16 protein-coding genes and 1 pseudogene are annotated in these 23,370 nt (G+C 46.6%); 12 read left to right on the top strand and 5 right to left on the bottom strand.

The annotated features are described in order from the left end of the window. The first annotated feature begins 8 nt into the window (after positions 1 to 8). Positions 9 to 254, top strand: coding sequence for a WCX domain-containing protein (locus tag KQX66_RS38785; protein WP_368858142.1), 246 nt, complete (start codon positions 9 to 11; stop codon positions 252 to 254). A 142-nt stretch (positions 255 to 396) separates the two neighbouring features. Here the strand turns inward: KQX66_RS38785 and KQX66_RS01585 are convergent, their stop codons facing one another. The 3 genes from KQX66_RS01585 to pdxR all read right to left on the bottom strand — a co-directional run bounded on the left by KQX66_RS01585 (position 397) and on the right by pdxR (position 3,340). Further along, on the bottom strand, positions 397 to 1,089 hold the full coding sequence (locus KQX66_RS01585) for a M24 family metallopeptidase (protein WP_216788957.1): 693 nt from the start codon (positions 1,087 to 1,089) through the stop codon (positions 397 to 399). After that, the gene (locus KQX66_RS01580) at positions 1,086 to 1,838 is read right to left on the bottom strand and encodes an HAD-IIB family hydrolase (RefSeq protein ID WP_216788956.1); all 753 of its coding nucleotides are present in this window, start codon (positions 1,836 to 1,838) and stop codon (positions 1,086 to 1,088) included. The genes KQX66_RS01585 and KQX66_RS01580 overlap by 4 nt, the downstream gene beginning before the upstream one ends. A gap of 98 nt (positions 1,839 to 1,936) precedes the next feature. After that, positions 1,937 to 3,340: a MocR-like pyridoxine biosynthesis transcription factor PdxR gene (gene pdxR, locus KQX66_RS01575; RefSeq protein ID WP_216788955.1), complete on the bottom strand. Its 1,404-nt coding sequence runs from the start codon at positions 3,338 to 3,340 to the stop codon at positions 1,937 to 1,939. Positions 3,341 to 3,532: 192 nt separating this feature from the next. Between pdxR and KQX66_RS01570 the strand changes: the two genes are divergently transcribed. The 4 genes from KQX66_RS01570 to KQX66_RS01555 all read left to right on the top strand — a co-directional run bounded on the left by KQX66_RS01570 (position 3,533) and on the right by KQX66_RS01555 (position 13,057). Beyond that, positions 3,533 to 5,494, top strand: a complete 1,962-nt coding sequence (locus KQX66_RS01570) for an NADPH-dependent 2,4-dienoyl-CoA reductase (RefSeq protein ID WP_216788954.1) — start codon at positions 3,533 to 3,535, stop codon at positions 5,492 to 5,494. 18 nt (positions 5,495 to 5,512) lie between these two features. After that, positions 5,513 to 7,168 carry an AMP-binding protein gene (locus KQX66_RS01565; protein WP_216788952.1) on the top strand — a complete coding sequence of 552 codons (1,656 nt, stop codon included), beginning with the start codon at positions 5,513 to 5,515 and terminating at the stop codon, positions 7,166 to 7,168. Positions 7,169 to 7,566: 398 nt separating this feature from the next. Beyond that, positions 7,567 to 9,879: a M4 family metallopeptidase gene (locus KQX66_RS01560; RefSeq protein ID WP_216788951.1), complete on the top strand. Its 2,313-nt coding sequence runs from the start codon at positions 7,567 to 7,569 to the stop codon at positions 9,877 to 9,879. A 1,954-nt stretch (positions 9,880 to 11,833) separates the two neighbouring features. After that, positions 11,834 to 13,057: a sensor histidine kinase gene (locus KQX66_RS01555; protein WP_216788949.1), complete on the top strand. Its 1,224-nt coding sequence runs from the start codon at positions 11,834 to 11,836 to the stop codon at positions 13,055 to 13,057. A 109-nt stretch (positions 13,058 to 13,166) separates the two neighbouring features. Here KQX66_RS01555 and KQX66_RS01550 read toward each other — a convergent pair whose 3' ends face one another. Beyond that, the gene (locus KQX66_RS01550; protein WP_216788947.1) at positions 13,167 to 13,586 is read right to left on the bottom strand and encodes a GNAT family N-acetyltransferase; all 420 of its coding nucleotides are present in this window, start codon (positions 13,584 to 13,586) and stop codon (positions 13,167 to 13,169) included. Positions 13,587 to 13,990: 404 nt separating this feature from the next. Between KQX66_RS01550 and KQX66_RS01545 the strand changes: the two genes are divergently transcribed. From KQX66_RS01545 to sstT, 6 genes and pseudogenes are all read left to right on the top strand, one after another. Continuing rightward, complete coding sequence (locus KQX66_RS01545) at positions 13,991 to 14,719, top strand: ATP-grasp domain-containing protein (protein WP_216788945.1); 729 nt, start codon at positions 13,991 to 13,993, stop codon at positions 14,717 to 14,719. A gap of 78 nt (positions 14,720 to 14,797) precedes the next feature. Beyond that, a complete protein-coding gene (locus KQX66_RS01540; protein ID WP_216788943.1) occupies positions 14,798 to 15,649 on the top strand; it encodes a barstar family protein in 852 nt (283 codons plus the stop codon). 274 nt (positions 15,650 to 15,923) lie between these two features. Then, positions 15,924 to 16,675: pseudogene (locus tag KQX66_RS38645) on the top strand (DUF7638 domain-containing protein). 203 nt (positions 16,676 to 16,878) lie between these two features. Next, the gene (locus KQX66_RS01530) at positions 16,879 to 17,946 is read left to right on the top strand and encodes an ankyrin repeat domain-containing protein (protein ID WP_216788942.1); all 1,068 of its coding nucleotides are present in this window, start codon (positions 16,879 to 16,881) and stop codon (positions 17,944 to 17,946) included. A 292-nt stretch (positions 17,947 to 18,238) separates the two neighbouring features. Then, the gene (locus KQX66_RS01525) at positions 18,239 to 18,988 is read left to right on the top strand and encodes a class I SAM-dependent methyltransferase (RefSeq protein WP_216788941.1); all 750 of its coding nucleotides are present in this window, start codon (positions 18,239 to 18,241) and stop codon (positions 18,986 to 18,988) included. Positions 18,989 to 19,890: 902 nt separating this feature from the next. Next, positions 19,891 to 21,120, top strand: a complete 1,230-nt coding sequence (gene sstT, locus KQX66_RS01520; protein WP_216788940.1) for a serine/threonine transporter SstT — start codon at positions 19,891 to 19,893, stop codon at positions 21,118 to 21,120. Positions 21,121 to 21,205: 85 nt separating this feature from the next. Here the strand turns inward: sstT and KQX66_RS01515 are convergent, their stop codons facing one another. Continuing rightward, positions 21,206 to 22,390, bottom strand: coding sequence for a hypothetical protein (locus KQX66_RS01515; RefSeq protein ID WP_216788939.1), 1,185 nt, complete (start codon positions 22,388 to 22,390; stop codon positions 21,206 to 21,208). 250 nt (positions 22,391 to 22,640) lie between these two features. Between KQX66_RS01515 and KQX66_RS01510 the strand changes: the two genes are divergently transcribed. Continuing rightward, positions 22,641 to 23,351: a DUF7832 domain-containing protein gene (locus KQX66_RS01510; protein ID WP_216788938.1), complete on the top strand. Its 711-nt coding sequence runs from the start codon at positions 22,641 to 22,643 to the stop codon at positions 23,349 to 23,351. Positions 23,352 to 23,370: the final 19 nt, after the last annotated feature.

Here is a 23,370-nt window from a genome sequence, read left to right as displayed (position 1 = left end):
GTACCCCAATGATTCTCGATTATTCGTGGACTGAAATTGCTGTTCCAGTCCATCGAGCTGCCGAGGACGGCTCGGACACGATTCGCACAAGGATGAGCGCGTCGTACACACCATGGGCAGTGCACTTCTTCCTCGGCTTCGGCACGGAGGCAAACGTGAAGCGTCCCCTAGCGGTGCGCAAGCAAATGCAAGCAAGCTCCAGGAGCGGACCGTCCAATATGCAGATTCCAAGTGAACATCATTATATTCCATAGAAGGAATTTACAGGAAGTGTGTCGAAGTCATGTTAAAGAAGCGTAAAGAAGCGTACCGATAGAAAGGAGGAATTCCTTCGAATGACAGCGCCGCTCGGGTAGGGGAATCCCCCCGTTGGCAGGGGGGATCGAGCCTTGCATTCTATTCAACGGTCAACAGCTGTTCCGTAAAACCGCCGATTTCAAGCTCCCGATCGATAAAATGGATCTCCAAGATCCAGTCCCGCGGACGGCCGTTCTGATCCGGGTCTCTCATGGGAATGTTGTTGTCGGGATGAATGTAGTTCTCGACATCTTCACCCTGGATCTGCTCGTGAGGGAATTCGCCGATGAGATGTCCCGCGTGCGTGCCTCCGAATTCCCAGCCGTATTTTGCCGCAAGCCCGCTTACAAAAGCAAACAGCTCGCTGCCGGTAATCTGGGGCTGGGATTGGAAGAAGGCTTTCCCTTCCGCCCATGCCAGAGCGATGTCGCTCTGCAGCTTTAATTTGATCGGGTCGTCACCCAGCACGTAGGTGCGGCCGAAATCGGCTTCCCAGTCTTCGAAGATCGGACCAAAGTCGAGAAACAAAATATCTCCCTCGGAAACGGTTAAGTCCGGGGGATTTTCCCGGTAAGGGTACAGCGTATTTCTGCCGGCCCGTACAATGCGCTTGTGCCAATATTTTTTGATGCCGAACATTTGAAACGCCAGCTCGTAAATTTCACGATTGATTTGCTTTTCGGTCACGCCGCTGCGCAGCAGGCCTTTTTCTTCGATCGCTCTGAACAGCTCGACCGCTTTCGTCTCAGCTTCCCGCAGCGATAAGTGTCGTTGGGTCATATTGGAATTCATGCGCTAAGCTCCTTCAGCTTGGATATAATAGTTTGTTCCACCCGGTCATCCATTGGAATTTGTTCTTTGGCGATATGCAGCAGGGGCGCGAATTCCCCGATGACGACGGAATGGAGAGCCTTTTCGAACAGCGGGAGATCGTTCATATCGTTGCCCAGGCAAATAAACGGCTCCAGCTCGAGGCCGGTTTGCTTCAGGCCTCTCATTTTGTTGACGTTGCTCGAAGTAAGATCCAGGATGCCTTCCGCCGAATGGTAATGAATCGTCACATCCAGCCGGGAAAGGATGTTCGCCAATTCTTTAAACCTGTCGCAAGCCAAAACGACAATTTTAACGAAAGCTTCGATCCGGGTCACGTCTACGCATTCCGCAAGCTTGTTCTGGTCCAGACTCATGAGCAGAGGATGAGGCCGATGCGACTTTAAAGCATAGTTCAGCTTGTCGTCAATCAGATATTCGGCCTGGAATTCATCCAGAATGGCTACGATTTCGCGGGCCAGTTCGGCGGGAATGGCATTCAAGTAGAGAGGCTGTCCCTGGTAATGAGCCATCGCTCCGTTCGCTCCGATGAGAAGGTGGTCGTGAAACCGCTCGTCCAGAACGGGCAGCATATCGCGGTAAGGCCGCGCGGAAGCGAAGCCGATAAAATGGCCGGCTTCCTGCAATTCCAGCAAACAATCCAGAATGCTTTTGGAAATGGGCTGCCCTTTAAAGCAGATCGTCCCGTCCATGTCGAAAATAAAGTTCATCTGTCATTCACCTCGCTAGCAGTACTACTACCAATCATAATGAATTTGGGTGACAGCGAAAGGGACAGAATCACGAAAATCGGTAGGACAAGCCAATTTCAAGCAGGGCCGAACCAAGCTTCGGTCAACCGCCGGATGCCCATACGAATCTCGTCGCAGCTCAAGGCTCCATAACCAAGCAGGATGGCAGGATACTCGCCTGCAGGATGAAGCCAGTACCTGGATGTCCCGTAAACCTTGACGCCTTTTTCCAACGCTGACGCAATGAGCTCCGATTCGGATTTCGTTGTTTTCACGGTCAGGATAGCGTGCAGCCCGGTATCTTTTCCCTCGACCTCCACAAAGTACGACTCGTACCGGGATATGGCTTCGAATAGAGCTTCCCGCTTCTCTTCATAGTGCTTCCGCATCTTGAGCAAATGCTTATGCCAATAGCCGTCGGCTATATAGTGGGCCAAGGTCAGCTGATCGAGCCGCGAAACAGGCTGGTCGTATTCCCTTACTTTCAAGCGAAATAAAGGCAGCATCGCCTTGGGAAGCACCAGATAGCTTAGATTGGCGACCGGCATCAAAGTTTTGGAAAAGCTTCCGATGTACATGATCTTCTCGGGAGCCAGACTTTGAATGGACGGCAAATAACGATCGTCATACCTGAACTCCCATTCGTAGTCATCCTCGATGATGTATTTAACCAAACCCGCACCTGCGCGTGAACGGACCCAACGAATCAACTGCTGCCGTTTGTCTTGAGACATCGCCAGCTTGTTTCGGAATTGCTGGGAAGGACTCACATACACCACATTCGACTTGCTCTTCTCAAGCTCTTCGATCGAGATACCGTCTTCGGCCAGCGGAATTGCACGGACTTGAAAGCCATGGTTGATCAACGTATTTCTTGCCCCGTCATAGCCGGGGTTTTCGACGCCGATGACATTCCGGTTCTTGTCCAGAAGCTGGCTTAACAGGGATAAGAGCTGCTGAGGCGTAGAGCCGATAATCATCTGCCCGGGCCCGGACACCACGCCTCTGGATTCATACAACAGCCGGGACAGCTCGTTCCTTAACAGGTACTCGCCTTGGGAATGTCCTTCCACTTCATACTTGCTTTGATAATGCGCGATCAGCGTGTTGCGCGCTTTGTTCCATGAATGGAACGGAAAAGCGGACAGCTCGATATTCCCGTACCGAAAATCGATTTGGATATCTTTGTTCGAAGCATCGCTTGAAGCCGATCCCGGATCAGGAACGAGCGTTTCGGCTTGATGAACCACCTGATAGCCTTTTTTGGGAATGGTGCGGAGGTAACCTTCCGAGACGAGAAGCTGATACGCGGTTTCAACCGTATTTTTGCTGACTTTCAGCGTGCGGGCGCAGCTTCGAATGGAAGGGAGAAATGAGCCGTACGGCAACTGCCCCTGTCGGATCCCATCTTTGAAATAACCGTAAATTTGAAAAAATAAAGGCGCTTGATTCGGCAAAAGTTCTAAAGAAAGCTCACGCATCGGATACCCTCAACTTCAACAAAATCGTATGAATTAATGCTATTTAGGTATAAATAGACATAAATAAATCTAATTATACGCAGGTTGAATCCGGGATGTAAACCTAACCTATGAACCGGATGTTATAAATGGCAAGTCCTGCATATAAATGATGAATATAGCAGGTCCTGTGAAACGAAAGGGAGAGAGACAATGAAGCTGGATCAGTTGTTTCAACCGATACGCTTGGGTTGTTTAGAGCTTCCCAACCGTGTCCTTATGGGCTCTATGCATACCGGGCTGGAGGGGGAAGAAGCGGGCAGTCAAGCCTTGATTGATTTCTATAAGGAAAGAGCCGGTCAGGACGGTCCCGGCTTGATCGTAACGGGCGGCATTTCCGTGTCGCCCGAAGGGGACGGCGGCCATAACTTCATGGGATTTTACGCCGATGAGCATTGCAAGCATATGGAAAGCTTGACGGCTCAGGTGCATGCGGCCGGAGGGCGGATCGCCGCCCAATTGTTTCACGCGGGGCGGTATGCCTATTCGGATCTGACGGGTATTCCCGCGGTGGCCCCCTCCGCCATCCGTTCGCCGATCCATCGTCACACGCCAAGGGAGCTTGCCAACGAGGAAATCGAGGAGCTGATCGCCCGTTATGCGGTTAGCGCGAAGAAGGCGGCGGACCTTGGATTCGATGCCGTCGAAATTATGGGGTCGGAAGGGTATCTGATCAATCAATTCCTATCCCCGGCGACCAATAAACGCACCGATGCATGGGGCGGCTCGTTCGAGCACCGGACAAAATTTGCGCTGCGCATCGTTCAAGCGGTCCGCGAAGCGGTCGGGCCCGGCTATCCGGTCATTTTCCGGCTATCCGGCGCCGATCTGGTCCCGGACAGCACGACGGAGGAAGAAACGCTGCAATTCGCCGGCATGGTCGCAGACGCCGGAGCGGATGCGATTAACGTGGGAATCGGCTGGCACGAATCCCAGGTGCCGACCATCTCCATGATGGTGCCCCGGGCCGGATATATTCACATCGCGGAAAAGATCAAACGGGCGGTGAACGTTCCGGTGATCGGGAGCAACCGGATTAACGATCCCCGGCTGGCCGATGAGCTGCTGCAGCGTGGAGCGTGCGATCTGGTATCGATGGCGCGTCCGTTTCTGGCGGACCCCGATCTGCTGCGCAAAGCCCGCGCCGGGCAATTCGACCGGATCAACACCTGTATTGCTTGCAATCAGGCATGTCTCGATCAAGTATTTGACGGCCTGCCTGCCTCATGTCTGGTCAATCCGAGGGTGGGCCGGGAATCGAAGTGGAAGCCTTTCAGGGTGCACCGTCCCCGCCACATCGCGGTCATCGGCGGAGGGGCCGCCGGGATGGAGGCGGCGCGGGCATTGGCCGAAATTGGTGAGCGCGTCGTGCTGTACGAAAAGGATGACCGGTTGGGCGGGCAGTTAAACCTGGCGAAGCGGATTCCCGGCAAGCAGGAGTTTGCCGAAACGCTGCGCTATTATCAGCATGAATTGCGCCGTTTAGGCGTAGAGATCCGCTTAAACCATAGTCCGACGCCGGAGGAGATCGTCGCTCTTGCTCCGGATCTGGTCGTGCTGGCCAGCGGCATCAAGCCGCGAATCCCGGAGCTGCCGGGCACCTCGCTTCCTCACGTATTGACGTATCAGCAAGTGCTCCGGGGGGATGCAGAAGTCGGGAAGCGGGTCGTGATCATCGGAGCGGGAGGGATCGGCTGCGATCTGGCGCATTACTTATCCGAGCAGGCGGAGCGTGAAATTTATCTGCTTCGCAGAAAAGGCAAGCCCGGCGAAACGCTCGGCAAAACGACCCGTTGGGCGCTCCTCTCGCATCTGCGGCAGAAGAAGGTTCAATTTGTGACCGACTTAAGCTACGAGCGCATTGACGAAGACGGAGTTGTCATACAGCTGCAGACGGATCAAGGGCCGGAAACGAAAAAAATTCCCGCCGACACCGTCATTCTCGCCGCCGGACAACTATCCGAAGCGTGGGATGACCAGCTCGTGCAGCGGGTGGGCATTCCTGTCGTCAAGATCGGCGGAGCCCGATTCCCGGGAGAGCTGGATGCCAAGCGAGCCATCTATGAAGGCGCGTGCGTTGCTTACGAGGAAGGCAGGCTTGCGAAGACCGAATAACGATATGGAGGGGTAAGCATGGAAAAAGCATGGTACAAGGTGTGGCCCAAAGATGTTCCGCGGCATTTCATCTTTGAAGACAAGGTCCTGGAAAACTATGTGGAGGAACATGCGCGAACAAATCCCGACGATACGGCGGTTTACTTCTATGGCAAGACGATCACGTACGGCGAGCTGGCGGAGATGTACATGCAGCTCGCCGCCCAACTGCATGCAAGAGGCGTGGGCAAGGGCGACACCGTCGCCCTCTATATGGAGAATAGCCCGCAGTTTATCATGGCGTTTCTGGCCGTCCAGCGTCTGGGGGCGATAGCGGTGCCCATGAATCCGATGTTCAAGCGGGCGGAGCTGAGCCATTTGCTGGGAGACGCCGAGCCTAAGGCGATCTTCATTCAGGAGTGTTTGCTGAAGCATTTGTGCCCGATTTTGCCAGAGTTTCCCGGGCTGCAGATCATCTCGACGGCGCTGACGGATTTTGCCCCGGATCACCCGGAGTTTCCGATGTCGTTCGGTCCTGTGGAGAGAACGATAAGCAGGCTTCCGGGAGAGGAGCGTATTCTGGAGCTGATCCATTACAACGATCCGATTCCTCCGGCCAATGCGTGCCTGGACGATACCGGCGTGCTGCAATATACTTCGGGAACGACAGGCATGCCCAAAGGCGCGGAGCTCACGCACCGCAATATTGTGGCTAACGCGTTCTCGTTCAGGGACGGGGTGCGAACGAAGCCGCGCGATCGCCATTTGGCGGCGATGCCTTTGTTTCATGTTATCGGCCTGATCAACTGCATGGGGTCGCCGCTCTGCAATGGAGGCGAGATCATACTGTTTCACCGTTTTGTGCCGGACGTCGTTTTGGAAGCGATTCACAAATTGAAAATCCAGCATTGGGTAAGCACGGCTACGATGAATATCGCGGTCATAAACCACCCGAACGCGGCGAATTACGATCTGTCTTCCCTGTCGGGCTGCCTGTCGGGGGGCGCTCCGGTGCCTAAGCCGATCTTTGAGCGCTTCTATGAAGTCACCCGCACCCGGCTGCTGGAAGGCTATGGCCTGAGCGAGACAACGGCCCAGATTACGATGAATTTTATGGAAAACGCGAGGGTAGGCTCAGCGGGCATCCCACTGATGGATTCGGACGTTCGCGTCGTTGCCATAGACGATCCGACCGTGGAGGTTCCGCCCGGACAGCAGGGAGAACTCGCTTTCAAAGGACCGATGGTCATGAAGGGATACTGGAAAAACCCGCAGGCTACGGCGGCCGCGTTTGTCGACGGATGGTTTTTAAGCGGGGATTTAGGACACGTGGACGAGGACGGCTACGTCCATATTTCCGGCCGGAAGAAGGAATTGATCAAATCGTCGGGCTTCTCCGTCTTCCCTAATGAGGTGGAAAGTATCATGCACAAGCATACCGCGATTAAAGAAGTGTGCGTCGTTGGCGTAGCCCACGATTACCGGGGCGAGGAAGTGAAGGCGTATATCGTGCTCAAGGACGAAGCGGTCGGAAAAGTGACGGAGCAGGATATCGTCGAGTGGGCCAAAGAGCATATGGCCGTATATAAATATCCGCGCAAAGTCGAGTTTTTGAACGAGCTGCCCAAGACCGGGTCGGGCAAATTGCTGCGCAGGGTGCTGTACGAACGGGCGAATCAGATTCAAAAGACGTAGGCGGATGGAGAGAACGGTTTTGTAGAATGCTGCAGAGGTCTTTTGTTTATGAGACCGTGCCGGGGCAGACTGCCATGGAGACCTCTGCGACAGACTTAACTTTATAAAAAATTGACCAAAGGCTAATTGACAGCAATGACAGATTACAGTATTCTTAAAAAAAAGGAAAGCGGTTCCAAAATAGGCTAACGCGTGCAGACACCCAGGGGTGAGCCCGTTTTCGCTATGGTGAACAGCTATCCTTTTTTTTGTTGTTTTCCCGATGCGGACATCTTGTTGTACTCGCATAGAGGCTTTTGTCTGCCATAAAACCATGTAAGGAGGGATGAGTACTTATAGATTGACCGATTGCAGGCTTGGCTGGAAGTAAAATCGAACGATGGGAGATGAGTTTTGTTATGAAAAAAGTGTTTACCGTCATTGCCCTGGGGGCCATGATGACGACGGCTGCCTTGCCGGCAGGTGCAGCACCGAACGCGTCGAACGGTTCCGAAGGCGGGCTTGTACAAACGGCCGCACCGCGATTCATCGGGGAAACGTGGATCGCCCCGCAAGGCATGTCGAACGAAGACAAGGTCTGGGGATATTTGGAGTCCAAGAAAGGCGTGCTCGGATTGGCCGGGGACACGAAGCAAAGCATTCGAATTACACAGCAGGTGACCGATGCCGAGACCGGAACGCGACACGTCCGGCTGAAGCAGTATATTCAGGGAATTCCCGTATTCGGCGCGGATCAAACGCTGCATTTTGACAAGCAGGGCAATGTGACGTCGTACATCGGAAGTACCGTTCCGGATTCGGGGCAGCAATCCCTGGTCCCTCTGACGCCCAAAATTAGCGCGGAGAAGGCGATTGCGATCGCTAATCAAGATACCGAGAAGCGGATCGGCAAGCTGGGGAGCCAGCAGAGGGAGCAAACGGCGGAGCTGAATATTTACCCACACAACGGGCAAAACCTTCTCGTTTACACGACTGAAGTCAACGTGCTGGAGCCTTCCCCAGAGCGCGTGCGTTACTTCATTAACGCGGACAACGGAAACATCGTCAACAAGTTCAGCATGCTCGATCATGCTACCGGTACGGGCGTGGGCGTGCTTGGCGATACGAAGACCTTCACGACTACGGCAAGCGGGTCGCAGTACGTGCTTCAGGATAACACGCGCGGAAAAGGCATTATTACGTATTCTGCGAATTATAGCCAGTCGCTTCCGGGCACGCTGCTGACGGATTCGGACAACGTATGGACCGACCCGGCAGCAGTTGACGCGCATGCTTACGCCGAAGTCGTCTACGACTATTACAAAAACAACTTCGGCCGGGATAGTCTGGATGGCAATGGCCTTGCGATCAAATCCAGCGTTCACTACGGCCGGAACTATAACAACGCGTTCTGGAACGGCGTACAGATCGCCTACGGCGATGGGGACGGCAACTTGTTCCGCACCTTCTCCGGGGATCTGGACGTCATCGGCCACGAATTGACGCATGGCGTGACCGAGCATTCGGCGGGGCTGATTTACCAAGGCGAATCCGGCGCGCTCAACGAGTCAATATCGGATATTTTCGGCAATACGATTCAAGGGAAAAACTGGCTGATCGGCGACGACATCTACACGCCGAACAAGCCGGGCGACGCTTTGCGGTCGATGGAAAATCCGGAGCTGTACAATCAGCCGGACCATTACAGCAAGCTGTACCGGGGCTCTGACGATAACGGAGGTGTGCATATTAACAGCGGCATTAACAACAAAGCGTTTTATTTGCTGGCGGAAGGCGGCACGCATTACGGGGTGACGGTCAAGGGAATCGGTCGCAGCGACGCAGCAAAAATTATATATAAAACGCTTACATTATATTTGACGCCATCCTCCAATTTTGCGGCGATCCGCGCGGCGGCGATTCAAGCGGCTACCGATCTGTTCGGGGCGAACTCCACGCAGGTCAACTCCGTAAAAGCCGCTTACGGCGCTGTAGGCGTAGGCAGTCCCCCGGCGCAAGATACGCAGCCGCCGACAGCGCCGACCGGCCTGATTTCGACGGGCAAAACGCATTCGAGCGTAACCCTGTCATGGAACGCCTCCACGGATAACGTAGGCGTAACGGGCTACGATGTATACAATGGCTCTGCCTTGGCCGTATCCGTTACTGGCACAACGGCCACCGTGAGCGGATTGTCGGCCGGAACGGCCTACACGTTCACGGTTAAAGCGAAGGATGCCGCCGGCAACGTATCGGCCGCTAGCAGCCCGGTCACGGTGACGACCTCCACGTCCTCCGACCCGGATACGCAGCCGCCGACCGCACCTACCGGCCTGACTTCGACGGGCAAGACCTCGACGAGCGTAACCCTGTCATGGAATGCCTCCACGGACAATATCGGCGTTACCGGGTACGATGTGTATAATGGCTCTGCGTTAGCCGCATCGGTTGCAGGAACAACGGCCACGGTGAGCGGACTGACCCCCGAAACGGCTTACACGTTCACGGTTAAAGCGAAGGATGCCGCGGGCAACGTATCGGCTGCAAGCAACCCGGTGACGGTTACGACAGATACGGCATCGACAGTGCAGCCATGGGCGCCGTTCGTAGCGTATAACGTCAATGACCTCGTATCCTATGGCGGCAAAACGTATAAAGCGCTTCAAGCCCATACTTCGCTGCCGGGTTGGGAGCCGGCGCTCGTGCCGGCGCTGTGGAGCTTGGTGGATTAACGTTTGGAGTTAGGTGATAAGTGGCCGCACCTGGTAGAGGTGCGGTCAGAGTGTTGAGAAAGTGGTCAAACGGGAGTATAGAGGTAACGAAGGGATGGGGTATCCACTTCCGACCACTCTTGTCTTCGGGAAATTTGATTGGAAGCCGCTAAGTAGCGGACATTTCCCGAAGACAAAGGCGGCCGCTATCGCTTCTCCAGTAGATACTCCACCTCCGTATGTTTCTCTATTTTTGCTTAGACCACTTTCTCAACAAGCTCGCCGCACCTGGTAGCAGGTGCGGTCTTTTTTTTGGTAGTAGGGCAGGGTAAATCGCTTTTGGTAATAAATTTCCAAGCCCCCGCCTCTTTTGAGAGTGGGGAATTTGATGTTGTACGTGTACTACAGTTGGACCTTTTCCAAAAATCGAGAATAACGTAAGCAGGACTAATGACTATACTATTTTTGACTTCATGAAAAGTGTAGTTATAGTCATATTGCCTTATTGTTTTTGAATCAGAACAGATCGTAAGTAATAGCCGGATATTTCTAAAAAGATGTTTATAGATGGAAAGACCTAATATACAATATCTTTTTTATTTGGTAAAATAATACTTGTTAAAACCAACGGCTACTAATTTCTTTCCGGTTTGTTTGCTTAAACGTTTTAATTACTGCGGAAGACTCTGCGGTAGATAAGTTATTGGCAATATTCCCTGCATTTTTGTTTAAACTAGCATTTTTGAATTCATGTACGACCTGATGTAATTGCGGAGTTAACCGGATGATTGGCATGTAGGACATCCTCTCTTTAGACAATTTTACTAGAATATAGTATATCAAGAAAGTTTAATAAAAGTAATTAGGGAGTAGCTCTATGCAAAAAAAAATTATGACTTGGTTATTTATGTCGATTCTCGCCGGAGTACTGATATGGTGTCTTTTCATTACCTTCAAATATCCCTATAACGGAATTTTTCTTACATTAAATCAACAGAATGAATGGGTAATTGAAGAGCTTGCGGGAGAAAAGGAAAACAAGAAACTGGAAGTAAAAGTCGGGGATATCATCAAGCAAGTCGATGGAAAACTCCCTGGCGAAAATCCTATGATTTATAAATGGAGAGCCGTGGAACGGGTTCATCAAGTGACCGTATTGAGAGACGGGCAAGAATATAAATTTGCTGTTGATAACAAAAGTTCGAGTACCTACGACATTGTCCCGTTAATCGAGTCAAGCATATGTTTATTCATGGCTGGTTTGCTTTTTTTGAAAATGCGTCAGTCTTCTTCTGCCAGCGTACTTGCTGCTGTTTTTTTATCATGCGCTATCATTTATTTAAGTCGAGGAGCCTCCGTGAGAGGAGATGCTTTTGGAAAATTTCTCATAAGCAACTTTATGATTGTGCTGCCTATTGTTTTTTATCATTTTTTAGTTGTCTTTTTTAAGGAAAAAGGTAATATACAGTTACCTACAAGAGTTTTAAAATTGTTGTACGGGGTTGTTCTGACAGGTTTCGTAATAAGACTCCTATATTTCTATCCTCCGATGGTAACTACGATTTACAGTTTTGATGCTTCTATAATTTTGTGGTTGTTCATTGCCGGTTTTATGCTGAATATCAGCATCCTGGTAATATTGTTTTTCAAAGTTCGCAAAGAAAGATCTTATCTATCCAGCATTGTTAAGAGTGTTTTGTTCTCCTTGTTTATTTCATTTTTACCGGTTATCTGTTTTTCATTTATTCCCGAATTGCTCGCTTCTCACCGGGAAATAGATGCCGTCTATACAAGCTTGTTTATCTTATTTTTCCCGATCTCATTCGCATACTTGATTGCCTCTAACCAATTGTACGATATTGGTCTGGTGCTTCGGCGCTTTGGTTTTGCTTGTCTGCTTGCCCTTGTACCATCGGGGCTATTTACGGCAATCTTCGCATTCTTATTTCAGAATCTCGCCGATGAGAAGCAGATTTTGTTTGTTTTCGCGGGCTCTGTCGCCATGATTTCCTTCGTTCTGTATTCAGTTGAATATTTTACAACGAGACTTGAAGCGTTTTTATTTCCGAGAAAGTTCAGACTCCGTACCGCTTTGAAGAAAATTTCCAAAAACCTTGGGGTCATCTCAAGCTTTCGCGAACTGAAGGACATTGTGCTTGTCGACATTGTTCAGACGCTCGAAGTGATGGGCGGGGCCATTGTATTCCAGTATGAGCACGATACCGAGATCATCGCTGAAGGGGATATCGATGCGGCAGAGATTAAGCAACTGCTCCAAACGTCGGCTTTGTCTGAACACCCGCTGTACACCTGTATCGAGATTCACCGGCATGAACAATATACCAGCTATTTGGTTATTACGCGGAATAAAGCGAATACCTTGCTGGGGAAAGAAGAAATTCAATGGCTGCATTTGATTACCTCGTACCTGGAAGTCAGCCTGGAGAACGTTCATTTAATTCGCAAGCTGACTTCGAAAATGCAGCTTCTTGCTTCGCAGCTTCCGAACGAGCAATCGGCGCACGATATTCAGTGGTTCCGCAAAGTCATGTTCGAATTGCAGGAAGAGGAGCGGCTGCGGATTGCAGCCGATCTCCATGACACCACGATGCAGGACTTGTTTTTTCTCAAACGTAGATTCATTTCTTTGCTGGACAAATACGCGATGAATAAAGAAGATAAAGAGCATCTGAACAACATCGTCAATTTCGTAGAGATGATCAACAACAGTCTGCGCCAGAGCTGCTTCGAATTGAATCCGTTTTTGCTGAAGGAAATCGGGCTGATCGAAACGGTAAGGTCGTATCTCGACAAGGAAGCGTACCATACGCCGTTCGTGCTCAAGTTCAAGGAGGAAAGGGCATCTGCCATCGAAGCGAAGGACTTGACGACGAAGAAGCATATTTTCCGCATCATTCAGGAACTGCTTAACAACGCGAAAAAACATTCGCAAGCTTCGCATGTAACGTTTACGATGACGGTCGCGGATCGTGCTTTTGTATTAACTTATGAGGATGATGGCGTCGGATTCAAAAGTACGGAGGCGCGTCGCATGGAGATTGGATCTTCCGGGATGGGCGTAGAGCAGATGAAGGGTCGTGTCTTGCATTTGAACGGGCAGTTGCAGCTCGATTCGCGAGAGGGCGAGGGGACGAGGCTTGTCGTGACGATCCCGATCCGGGAGACGATGTCCGTGTGAATGGGAAGAGGAACGAAACCCGCCGGAAGGGCAGTATTTGTCCGTTGGCGGGTTTTTGGTGTTCTGGTTGAAAGATTAGATTAGCAGCCTGCCTTTGTTTTTTTCCATACTATTTATCTACTACTAAGAACATCCCTGTCATGCCGGGCGAATGGTCTTGGAATCCGAATTTTTCATAAAATTCATTTTTTCCATGCGAGGCGAATAGACCGACAAAACCGGCTCCAGAGCAACTATCTTTGATATAGTTCAGCAGTTTCTCGATGATTTGCTTGCCTATTCCCATCTTTTGATACTCAGGTAATACAGCTACGTCTTGAATATAATAGTACATTGCTCCATCGCCGACAATCCGTCCCATTCCGATTACGTTTCCATCGCTTATTGCAACTAAACAATATACTGAATTAGCAATGGATTGCTCGGTCATCTCTATATTGACTTTTCCCCAACCAACCGCTTCCCATAGTGTTTTATGTTCCAGAACGGTTGGGGGACGTTCGATGATTTCGTACGGTTTACTTGACATATTTAACCACCTGTCTTTAAAATTGGTGGTCGCTTGTATATGAACCACCATATATTACTTGAGTTTTCCGATTGTGAACTCCATGTTTTTCACGCTCCTTCCATAATTCCAAGTATATTTCTTATGCTTGAATTAAACAACGATGCAGATAAGTTATAGGACACATACCTGAGCAAGGAGAAGATTTTTATAGGCTTCTAATTAATTGTCTTGGGTTCTATCTTCTATTTTTTTCTACCTTTTTCGACTTCTGTCTTACGAAATATGTGGTATAATTTTACTATTGTAACAACTCGATAACCGAGACTAATTACAGATGGTCGCAGATGCTTGAAAATTTCAATCATTCGCCGCGCATATGCCAGAAGGTTCTATCAGAGTTAACTTAGAATGTAGGTGCTTAAATGAAGATATATATAAGAAAAAATTTTGACAACGAAATTGCAAGCCACAATTTTTATGCAGCCTATGACGGATTTAAACAAATGGGATTTGAAATTAATTATTTCAAAGATATAGCAGAATTATCCGATAGTAAAAAAGAAGATATCGTTGTTAGCTATGTTGACGATGTTAGAAAAGCACTTTTTAAACATAATATAATTACACCTGAAATTGATTATCCAGAGGAATTAAAGGATTACCTAGGGAGAAAGGTTTGGAATTCCAAACTAAGCATAATCGCGAACAATCCTGAGAATTGGAATGTATTTATAAAGCCGATAGAGGATAAAAAGTTTACAGGAGTAGTAGTTAGAAGTACCAAGGATTTAATCGGCTGTGGTACATTTGGTGAAGATCCGGAGATATTATGTTCGGAGGTTGTCAATTTTGTAGCAGAATGGAGATGTTTTGTTAGATACGGAAGGATTTTAGACATTCGAAGATATAGAGGCGACTGGAGAGTACAATACGATCATAAAGTTGTTGAAGATGTTGTCGCAGAATACAAAACTGCTCCTAAAGGATATGCAGTAGATTTTGGATTAACAGATAAAGGGCAAACCCTATTAATAGAAGTTAATGACGGATATTCATTAGGATACTATGGATTATTTTCTCTGGATTATGCAAAGTTATTATCGGCCAGATGGGCTGAGTTGACCAATACAATAGATGAGTGTGATTTCTAATGAAACAAGGAGTTCATGGGATTGCTATATTTGGAAGGCTCGTATATGGAAATTTAACATAGGAGATAAAGTGAAAAATTGAACTATTCCATCATTGATCATGACAGTGAGTTAACAATCGGATATTGCAGTGAAATCGTAGGTCTGAGCGGAAAGATCTATGAAGACGAGGATCATTTGTATCATAAAATCCAATGTAAACAGTTTGTTTTTTGTAACGAGTTTAAGGAATATATTGTAAGAAAAAAACAATCGATGAATAGATCGGTGTATGTCTGTATTCTCGATAATGACAAGAATCCCATAGGGAGCTATACATTTCTCATATATGATGAAATTTATTATCATAAAATCGGATTTCCAGAGGATTTCCTGGATATTCAATTCAAAGGCTCTTTAGAATCGTTTGCAAATCGTACGGAAATAGAAATTTGGAACAAGTGGAGAATATCTCCTCCCGTACATATCAATGAATGGGCCGTTCTAGATTTACCAGAGAGGAGAGCATGGCTAAAAGCTGTCAAAAACTATAATCTGACTACACGAGAATGGAATAGATCTAGTGAAAAAGAGAACTTTTTTTTAGATGGAACATACGTGACGGATTATCCCTCCTTCTTTTGCGCAATGGGAGAAGCGATCAATGGCCCAGGAGGCTATTTTGGTTTTGATCTACCCTCGCTGGATGATTGCTTATTTGGAGGATTTGGTACTACCGGGCCGTTCACTCTTACATGGAAGAATTACGGTGTCGCAAGAAAGTACTTAGATAAACATTCATGGAGGAAGCAAGTTAATTATAGACGACGTTTTATAAATAAACTTGTGTACGAACCAGAGTTCTATTTTGAAGAACGGGCTAATAGGCCACTTATAGAGGCTCTTGTTGAAACACTAGAATACAGAGGTGTAAAAATAGTATTTGATTAGTAGATGGGCCAGCGGCTTTATTTCAGATAAAAGAAAGGAATATGGACCATCTTACTGGAGCCGCGTTAAGGGAGTATTTTAAAGTTGGAGATAACAGATAAAATTATTCGTGCTGTACTAATTCTAATAACCATGTTCGTATTACGCTCTATTAATGAGTATCTCTTGTCCAATAATATAATTACTCCGAAACAATCCAAATTTCTACAATTTGTTTTACTTATATTGCTCATTATTCTATTAGCAATCTCGATTTTGGACGGTGATCATTCCAATGCAAAAAATTAGTAGACAAAGAACAATAGAGGGGACTTGTATCCCGGGTATTATTAAAAATATGCAATATTATTACATAAATCTTGATGTATACGAAGATGGAATGATTAATTGTTGGGAGTTAGTTGATTTAAACGGGCTCAAAGAAAAAATAGAAATCAATTGGCTTGTTCCAAATGTCCCGAATGGAAAGTTACATACTCACCCGAAGCAAAAGATTTTTATGTGAAAAGTGAAATGTTTTATCATCAAACAGTTGATGGTAAAGGGTTCACAATCTTCATGAAGCACAAGGACATCAGTTATTTGGTAAATTTAGTGGTTTATAAAGATGGGCGAGTGACTTGTTATAATTCAAGTTTTGAATTTAATTATGAATTATCTGAATTAGAACAATTGTTTAGAAATGGAACTTTCTTTACAGATTTCAATACTCCAACTGAAATTGTTTTGGATAATTTTGCGAAAGTAACGCTTGAAAAGGGGCTTTATGCAACGAAACAAGAAGAAAAGTATAAGGAACTAATGGATCTATACTCTAAACTGAATGACAAGAAAACATCGTTAGAAAAATGTAGAGAAGCCTATTATAGATATCTTGAACATCCTTCGGACTATTCTAGGGAGAAACTTAAGGAACTGTACGAGCTTATTCCGGAGCATGAAAGAAGATACTTAGGTGATATGGATAATAAAGATTCAGATTATGTAAGAATCATTTATCGTCCTAAAGATAAGAGAGAGGTTTAGACTGAATGAACTTCCTTGTGCTCAGGCCTTGTTTAGTATCTTCTTCGCGCTTCAAGCAAACCCTCTCAAATTAAGGAGCAATACATAAAGCCTACTGCATTTTTGTTTTTGAACAGCAGATTATCAGGAGCAGGTACATTGTTGCTAAACGTATATTTACTTTATCGGATTTGGTTGGGATCATGAACTATGGAGATGAAGCGATGGGTCCAAATTCCGAAGATATAAAAAATGGAAATATCAATCGAATCGTAGAATTACTTGAGAATGGTATGGATGTTAACGAAGAAATTGTTGTTGGCAACTCTAAAGAATTACCAATAAACTATGCGCTTGAAAATAGACAGTTTGATATTGTTCGGCTACTCGCTGACAACGGAGCTATTTTAAATGATGAAAGCAACCCCGTAATTGTGACTGCGGCTAGATATGGTAATGAAGAGATTATTCGTTATCTCTTATCAAAAGGTGCAGACATCAATGCAACGAATCGTTTTGAGAGTTCCGCATTGGAGGAAGCCATATCGTGGAATAACGATATTGATCTTAAAATTTTTGTAGACTCTGGTATTGATATGAATAAGCACGGTGGCAAAGCTTTGCGAGGCGCAGCGTTTGATGGAAATTTGCAAGTTATTCAATTTTTGGTGAGGGAAGGGGCAAATATAAATTATTGTGGATCAGGTCTCCATTCCAACCCTACACCGCTTCATGTAGCTGTGTCAAAAGGACATACAGCTATCGTGGATTTCTTATTGGAGAATGGTGCGGATCTAAGTATCCAAGATCGATACGGCGCAAGACCTTATGTTTGTGCTAAGGAAGCTAAGAATGATCTGCTTGCGTCGAAAATAAAACTTCTTGAACCAATAGAATGGCATGACGCACACAAACGAAAAGAAGAATTAATATCAATGGGCCTACGGAAAGAGATTGTAGATTTTTTAGGAACAGAGAATAAAACGATACAACTAAAAGAATCTACTTGTGCTGAATTTGTAGAGTTTAGAACCATTTTTGAAGTGACGGCTTTTCGATGGAAAGATTACGTTGTTTTGGATTTACTAAGGGAAGTTGAGGGATATGACGCTTTAGGCGTACTACTATGGGTTCCCGAGGAAGATAAGTTTGCATTTTTAGATGTGGATCATGAGCAGTTTGGGTTCATACCAGACTTAACGTGGGATGAATTTATAAACAATTCCGCCGTCTACATAGACGGAATATTAACCGGAGAATACGAAGAAGACTCTGAAGATGAGTGGTATTGACAGGGTTGTTTGAATGCAAGTGAATCGAAAGGCGTTGAGTTTAGTGAAGCCGGAAGTTGCACAATTCTGCCCCTTGATTGACAAACTCCATTCAAACTATAATTGAATGAATCTTTCAAATGAGGTGAAATGGATGTCTTTCCGTATCGTTCGAAGTATGTAGTTTTCGGGCTGGAAAAAACGCGTACCAGCCATCAAGGGAAAGGTCTGCCCTTTTGATCCAGAAACTGCACATTGAATGATATCGGTCATCCGTTTTGTGATTTTTATCCTCGTTGGAAGGTGAATAACAATGAATTCAATGGACTATAAACAATTTTATGATAAAGTTGGAAAAACCAACGGATGGAATTTCAGCAATGTGAAATGTAGCTCGGAAGGAATAAAATGGGATTTCTACAGCGAAGTAACAAAGGCATGCAAGAAGTCGGATTTGTTACTGGATATCGGCACAGGCGGTGGCGAAGCGATTTTATCAATAGCCGAAGCCGCATTGCTGTTAGTGGGGATTGATCAATCAACTGGAATGATCGAAACCGCAACTAACAATTTGGCCAACTCAGGCAGAGCGAATGTTCGTTTTCTACAGATGGACGCCCAAGAACTACATTTTCCTGAAAATTTCTTTAATATAGTTACTTGTCGACATTCGGCTTTCTATGCTAAAGAAGTAGCAAAAGTATTGGATAAGGAAGGCATATTCCTGACTCAGCAAGTAAGCGAAAATGACAAGTTAAATATTAAAAAAGCGTTCGGAAGAGGGCAGGCGTTAGGGATAACTGAAGGCACATTAAAACATCAATATATTGCAGAATTGAGCGAAGCGGGGTTTACAGAGATACAGTCATTTGATTGTAACGTCATTGAATTTTACCAGACGGCCGAGGATCTGATTTTTCTTTTGAAGCACACTCCGATTATCCCCAACTTTGGACAAACCGAATTTGATTTTCAAATCCTTCAACAATTTATTGCGGAAAATCAAACTGAAAAAGGAATTAAAACCAACTCTGAACGTTTTATGATCATTGCCAGGTTATAGGATATCCTGTGGGCAATAGGACAGAGAGTATTTCAGTTAACCTTAGTTCGGCAGTATTCCGGACTAAGGTTATTTTAGTCTTCACTGTATCCGATATATATTAAGTCCAAGGCTCGGAAAAATGGGGCGGAAGTCTAATGTGAGGGATCATTCATGTTAATAATACAAGCAATCGTTCTACTATTATTATCAATAGGATTTTTATTTTTTCCCAAATATATGAAGTACTATAGAACTGATGAGCTTTTCTTGTCGGTAAAAGAGCCTTCACGTTTTATAATCATTGTTAAAAGGGCAGTTGGTTTTTTACTTCTTTTCATCAGTCTATTATTATTTATTGGTTTTGTTCGAAGTTAATATGAAATGTACGCCGGTTCTGATTCTTCCGATGCATCGGGAGCCGATTGGAAAATCTTGGTTACAATAATCATTTATTCCCTTTGACTAACGGCTATATGTACGTGGAAGGCGTAAATCCGATGGACGAGCTAAGCGAGTTTCTAACTATTTATGATGGGCCGACAGAAGGCAAGAAAAATCGATTTGTCCTTAAGGAAGTGTTAGAGAAACGAGAGGGTCCCCGTTATCGTGAGTCCAATGAAAATTTGGTTCTTGTTTTCCAAGGGGTGGGAGATTGTTTTAGATCAAAACGACAAACTATTCTATTCCTTCGTCATAAAGGGAAGTAAGATGGAACATGGATGTATAAAAGTGAACGGGAAGATTTAAAATAGACTATAACTTAATGTAGCCAATTAGTAAAAAAATAGGACATTATTATAAATTTTACACTCGTACACACAACGGACAATTTTCGTGTTAAACTAACGTTAAATATACTTGCCTCATGACAACTGATGACTGGGTTAGTTATATTTCTACATTGAAACTGGAGGGAATTCATGTCAACATTAGTGCAAAACTGGAATCGATTGAGCTTGGTAAAACGAATACTAATTGGAATTATCATTGGTATTATACTGGCTTTATCGGTTCCTAATGCAAAGGGGATCGCCATTTTCGGTTCTTTATTTGTAACCGCTTTAAAATCGGTTGCGCCTGTATTGGTCTTGCTCCTGGTGATGTCCGCCATCTCTAAACATAAAAAAGGTCATCAAACGAACATGAAAGCGGTTATCGTCCTCTATGGGATAAGTACTTTTCTGGCCGGGCTGACAGCAGTTATTGCAAGTTTTATATTTCCGGTCAGCTTTTCCCTTGTAAAAGGTGTCAAAGACTTGACTCCACCCGAGGGAATTGTACAAGTATTAAAGACATTGCTTTTTCAGATTATTGACAACCCGGTAAACGCCCTAATGAATGCCAACTATATTGGGATTCTGGCTTGGGCCATCCTTCTTGGCATTGCTTTAAGAAGTGCTCATGATCATACCAAAAACATGCTTGCTAATTTTTCGGATGCGGTATCCCATATCGTCAAATGGGTAATCAATTTAGCACCGCTAGGAATCATGGGACTTGTTTTTGATTCGATTACAACAAACGGGCTTGCTTCCTTGCTCGATTACGGAAAATTACTTCTCGTTCTTATTGGATGCATGCTATGTATAGCGCTAGTTGTCAATCCGTTAATCGTATACCTGAATACTCGCAGAAATCCATATCGACTTGTGTTTACTTGCTTGAAGGAAAGTGGGATTACCGCATTCTTTACTCGAAGTTCAGCTGCAAACATTCCGATCAACATGAGATTATGTGAAAAACTGGGGCTCGATAAGGATACGTATTCGGTATCCATTCCTTTAGGTGCTACGATTAACATGGCGGGCGCGGCGGTTACGATTTCTGTCCTGACTCTCGCAGCTGTTCATACGCTTGGCATTAAGGTGGATTTTGGTACGGCGCTTATTCTTAGCGTTCTATCCGCTGTAGCAGCCGCAGGCGCCTCAGGTGTTGCCGGCGGATCGCTCTTACTCATTCCGCTGGCGTGCAGCTTATTCGGCATTCCGAACGATATTGCGATTCAGGTCGTTGGTGTAGGTTTCATCATAGGTGTTTTACAGGACTCTTTTGAAACCGCACTCAATTCTTCCTCCGACGTACTTTTTACAGCAACGGCTGAGTATGCCAAAAAACGTAAAGAAGGCAAGGAAGTTATGGTTCATGTGTAGATAAAAATGTTAAAAAGCAGGAGCTTAGGCCCCTGCTTTTTTGCTTCCCGTAGCTGACGATACAACCTCCAAGCTGCACCCCGCTCTACTTCTCGTCAAACATATCCGTCACTCTTCCCGTGGCTCGGTTTACGTGAATCCAGTTTCCCGTTGCCGTATGTTCGTCATCGTCTCCATTACGGACCGCTTCGTACTCGTGGATGGTCACATTCTCATCGTCGGATGAGGAAACTTCTTGAATGAAAATCGAGCCGATGTTGTCTTCATTGCGGCGGTTGTCTGCATGGCTTGTTACTCCTCCTATTCCGGTCGCAATAAAGAACGCTTCCTGTTCGGAAAGGGGGGCTTCCAGCCCGGAGTTTCCTTCGTCATCAAATCTCTGCATCATCTTCTCCTGGTATCGGTCGAATTCGGCTTTTCGTGTTGCCAGATATACTGTATCTTCCGAGTAACCTAAGCCTATTAAACGATCGGCTACCTTCCTTCGGTTTACCGCATCGATTTCGCCAATGACGTTGAACTCCTTGCTATGCTCGTCATAGATCACCACTTGCTCCGAAACAAGGTTAGATCGATCGACCGCACTGTACGATTGAAGCAGCAATAGCTGTTTTCCTTGATCCGCGTTAACTGTCCGGATATCGGTGAACCCTTCCCGGTACGATGGTTCTATCTTGGCCGCATCGTAAAGTTTGGCAAGAAACGGGGAATCGATCGGCGATTTCAATAAATAATAAGTGCCTCGCGGTTCTGCATTATGACCGCCGAATAATTTGGAATCGGGATAGTCGATTACGAGTCGGTTTTCGGCGAAGGTTACCGATACGTTATCGTACTCTTCATTCAGCAATTTCACTTTCCCGAAGGCGATGGTAAAATCCGATTCCATGGACCCGATATTATGAGCGAACCCACTCGATACATTCACTTCCAAATGATAAACGCCATTGTCCCGCTTGCTAATTTCGGCCCTGCCCAGCCAAAGCGGGTTTTCCCCGGCTCTTGCATAAGTTCCCTCGTTCGGCAACTCCTGCGCGGTAACCGGTTTCGGTGGCGGAACTTCCGCCTGCGATGCTGCCGGCGGCTTCGGTTTTTCCGATGCTGCAGGAGTTTGAGCCAGCGTCTGAGGAGCCGTCGGTGTCGCCATCTGGGTCGTTGTTCCTGATTCTGCAGGCGCAGATGATGGGGCACCCGTGGTTAATTTGCAGCCCGAGCATAAAGCCAGTAATGATAGGAATATTGTCAACTTGCGCAAAAATAGGTTGTTCATGCTTCACTCCGCCAACTTTTTCTAAAATCTGTATCCAACATGCACAATAGTACCAGTATATAGCAAAATGGTGTACGGAAATAGGTTTTTCGGAAAAAATTCCAGTCCGCGGCAGGCGGTATTGAAGAGTGGTTTTCTCTGGAGGAAAGCAGGTTGAGTTTGGTAATTTTGCAGGATTCCCATAAAATGCATTCCAAGGTAAGCTGGTAACTACAGAAGCTTAACTTCGTGTATGGATTTGGGGAGAACAATGACGAAAAAGATCGAAACGGTAGTAACCAAGCAGAGAAAGACCTTTAAAGATTATGTGCATCTGACCATTACGGAAGGACCGCAGGTCTATATCCTGAACGTCATCAAAGGCCGGCTGTATCCTGATAAAAAGACGATGAATCCGACCTACGAGCCGTATCCAACCAAGGAGGAAGCCGTCGACCGGTTGAATGAACGGGCTTATGAGCTGAGAGCTAAAGGCTTCGCCGAAGAACCGACGGACGTCTTGTTTCAGATCAAGGAAAAAGAGCTGTACGTGTTCGATAAAGCGAAGTGGCATTACGAAGGGGACTTTCCGCAAGAACTGGACATATTTCAAGCTTATGTCCCGACCGGCATGTTCGTTGCGTGGGTGATCAAAAACGATTTGCTCCGTAATCAAAGCCGGAAACGGGATCTGCCGGATATCGAGCTGGTGAAACGGGATGAAATGACAGGCGCCCAATTTTTTCGCACAAACTGGGATGGTGTGCTGACCTCGAACGACCTGTCGGACGAGGCGGATGCGTTTGCGCGCGAATACCTGAATATTCATAACGATATTTATACGGCATCGGATTTCGCGGAACTATTGGCAGCAGGCCTGCCGACGATCTACCACGTGGAAGATACGATCGAGAATTACCGGATCATCGAGCCGGTCATTTCGGAACGCTACCGCGTCTGGAAGCGCGACAAACATACATAAACAAAGGCTGTCCGCTGCG

Origin of the sequence: Paenibacillus oleatilyticus, from assembly GCF_018998565.1 — a bacterium.
GTDB classification, from domain to species: domain Bacteria; phylum Bacillota; class Bacilli; order Paenibacillales; family NBRC-103111; genus Paenibacillus_G; species Paenibacillus_G oleatilyticus.
The sequence above is the reverse complement of the archived record's forward strand: the minus strand, read 5'-3'. Positions and strand labels throughout refer to the sequence as shown.

Coding starts and splice junctions, on each gene's coding strand:
- KQX66_RS38785 (WP_368858142.1), top strand. CDS start 9: ATGATTCTCGATTATTCGTGGACTGAAATTGCTGTTCCAGTCCATCGA.
- KQX66_RS01585 (WP_216788957.1), bottom strand. CDS start 1,089: ATGAATTCCAATATGACCCAACGACACTTATCGCTGCGGGAAGCTGAG.
- KQX66_RS01580 (WP_216788956.1), bottom strand. CDS start 1,838: ATGAACTTTATTTTCGACATGGACGGGACGATCTGCTTTAAAGGGCAG.
- pdxR (WP_216788955.1), bottom strand. CDS start 3,340: ATGCGTGAGCTTTCTTTAGAACTTTTGCCGAATCAAGCGCCTTTATTT.
- KQX66_RS01570 (WP_216788954.1), top strand. CDS start 3,533: ATGAAGCTGGATCAGTTGTTTCAACCGATACGCTTGGGTTGTTTAGAG.
- KQX66_RS01565 (WP_216788952.1), top strand. CDS start 5,513: ATGGAAAAAGCATGGTACAAGGTGTGGCCCAAAGATGTTCCGCGGCAT.
- KQX66_RS01560 (WP_216788951.1), top strand. CDS start 7,567: ATGAAAAAAGTGTTTACCGTCATTGCCCTGGGGGCCATGATGACGACG.
- KQX66_RS01550 (WP_216788947.1), bottom strand. CDS start 13,586: ATGTCAAGTAAACCGTACGAAATCATCGAACGTCCCCCAACCGTTCTG.
- KQX66_RS01545 (WP_216788945.1), top strand. CDS start 13,991: ATGAAGATATATATAAGAAAAAATTTTGACAACGAAATTGCAAGCCAC.
- KQX66_RS01530 (WP_216788942.1), top strand. CDS start 16,879: ATGGGTCCAAATTCCGAAGATATAAAAAATGGAAATATCAATCGAATC.
- KQX66_RS01525 (WP_216788941.1), top strand. CDS start 18,239: ATGAATTCAATGGACTATAAACAATTTTATGATAAAGTTGGAAAAACC.
- sstT (WP_216788940.1), top strand. CDS start 19,891: ATGTCAACATTAGTGCAAAACTGGAATCGATTGAGCTTGGTAAAACGA.
- KQX66_RS01515 (WP_216788939.1), bottom strand. CDS start 22,390: ATGAACAACCTATTTTTGCGCAAGTTGACAATATTCCTATCATTACTG.
- KQX66_RS01510 (WP_216788938.1), top strand. CDS start 22,641: ATGACGAAAAAGATCGAAACGGTAGTAACCAAGCAGAGAAAGACCTTT.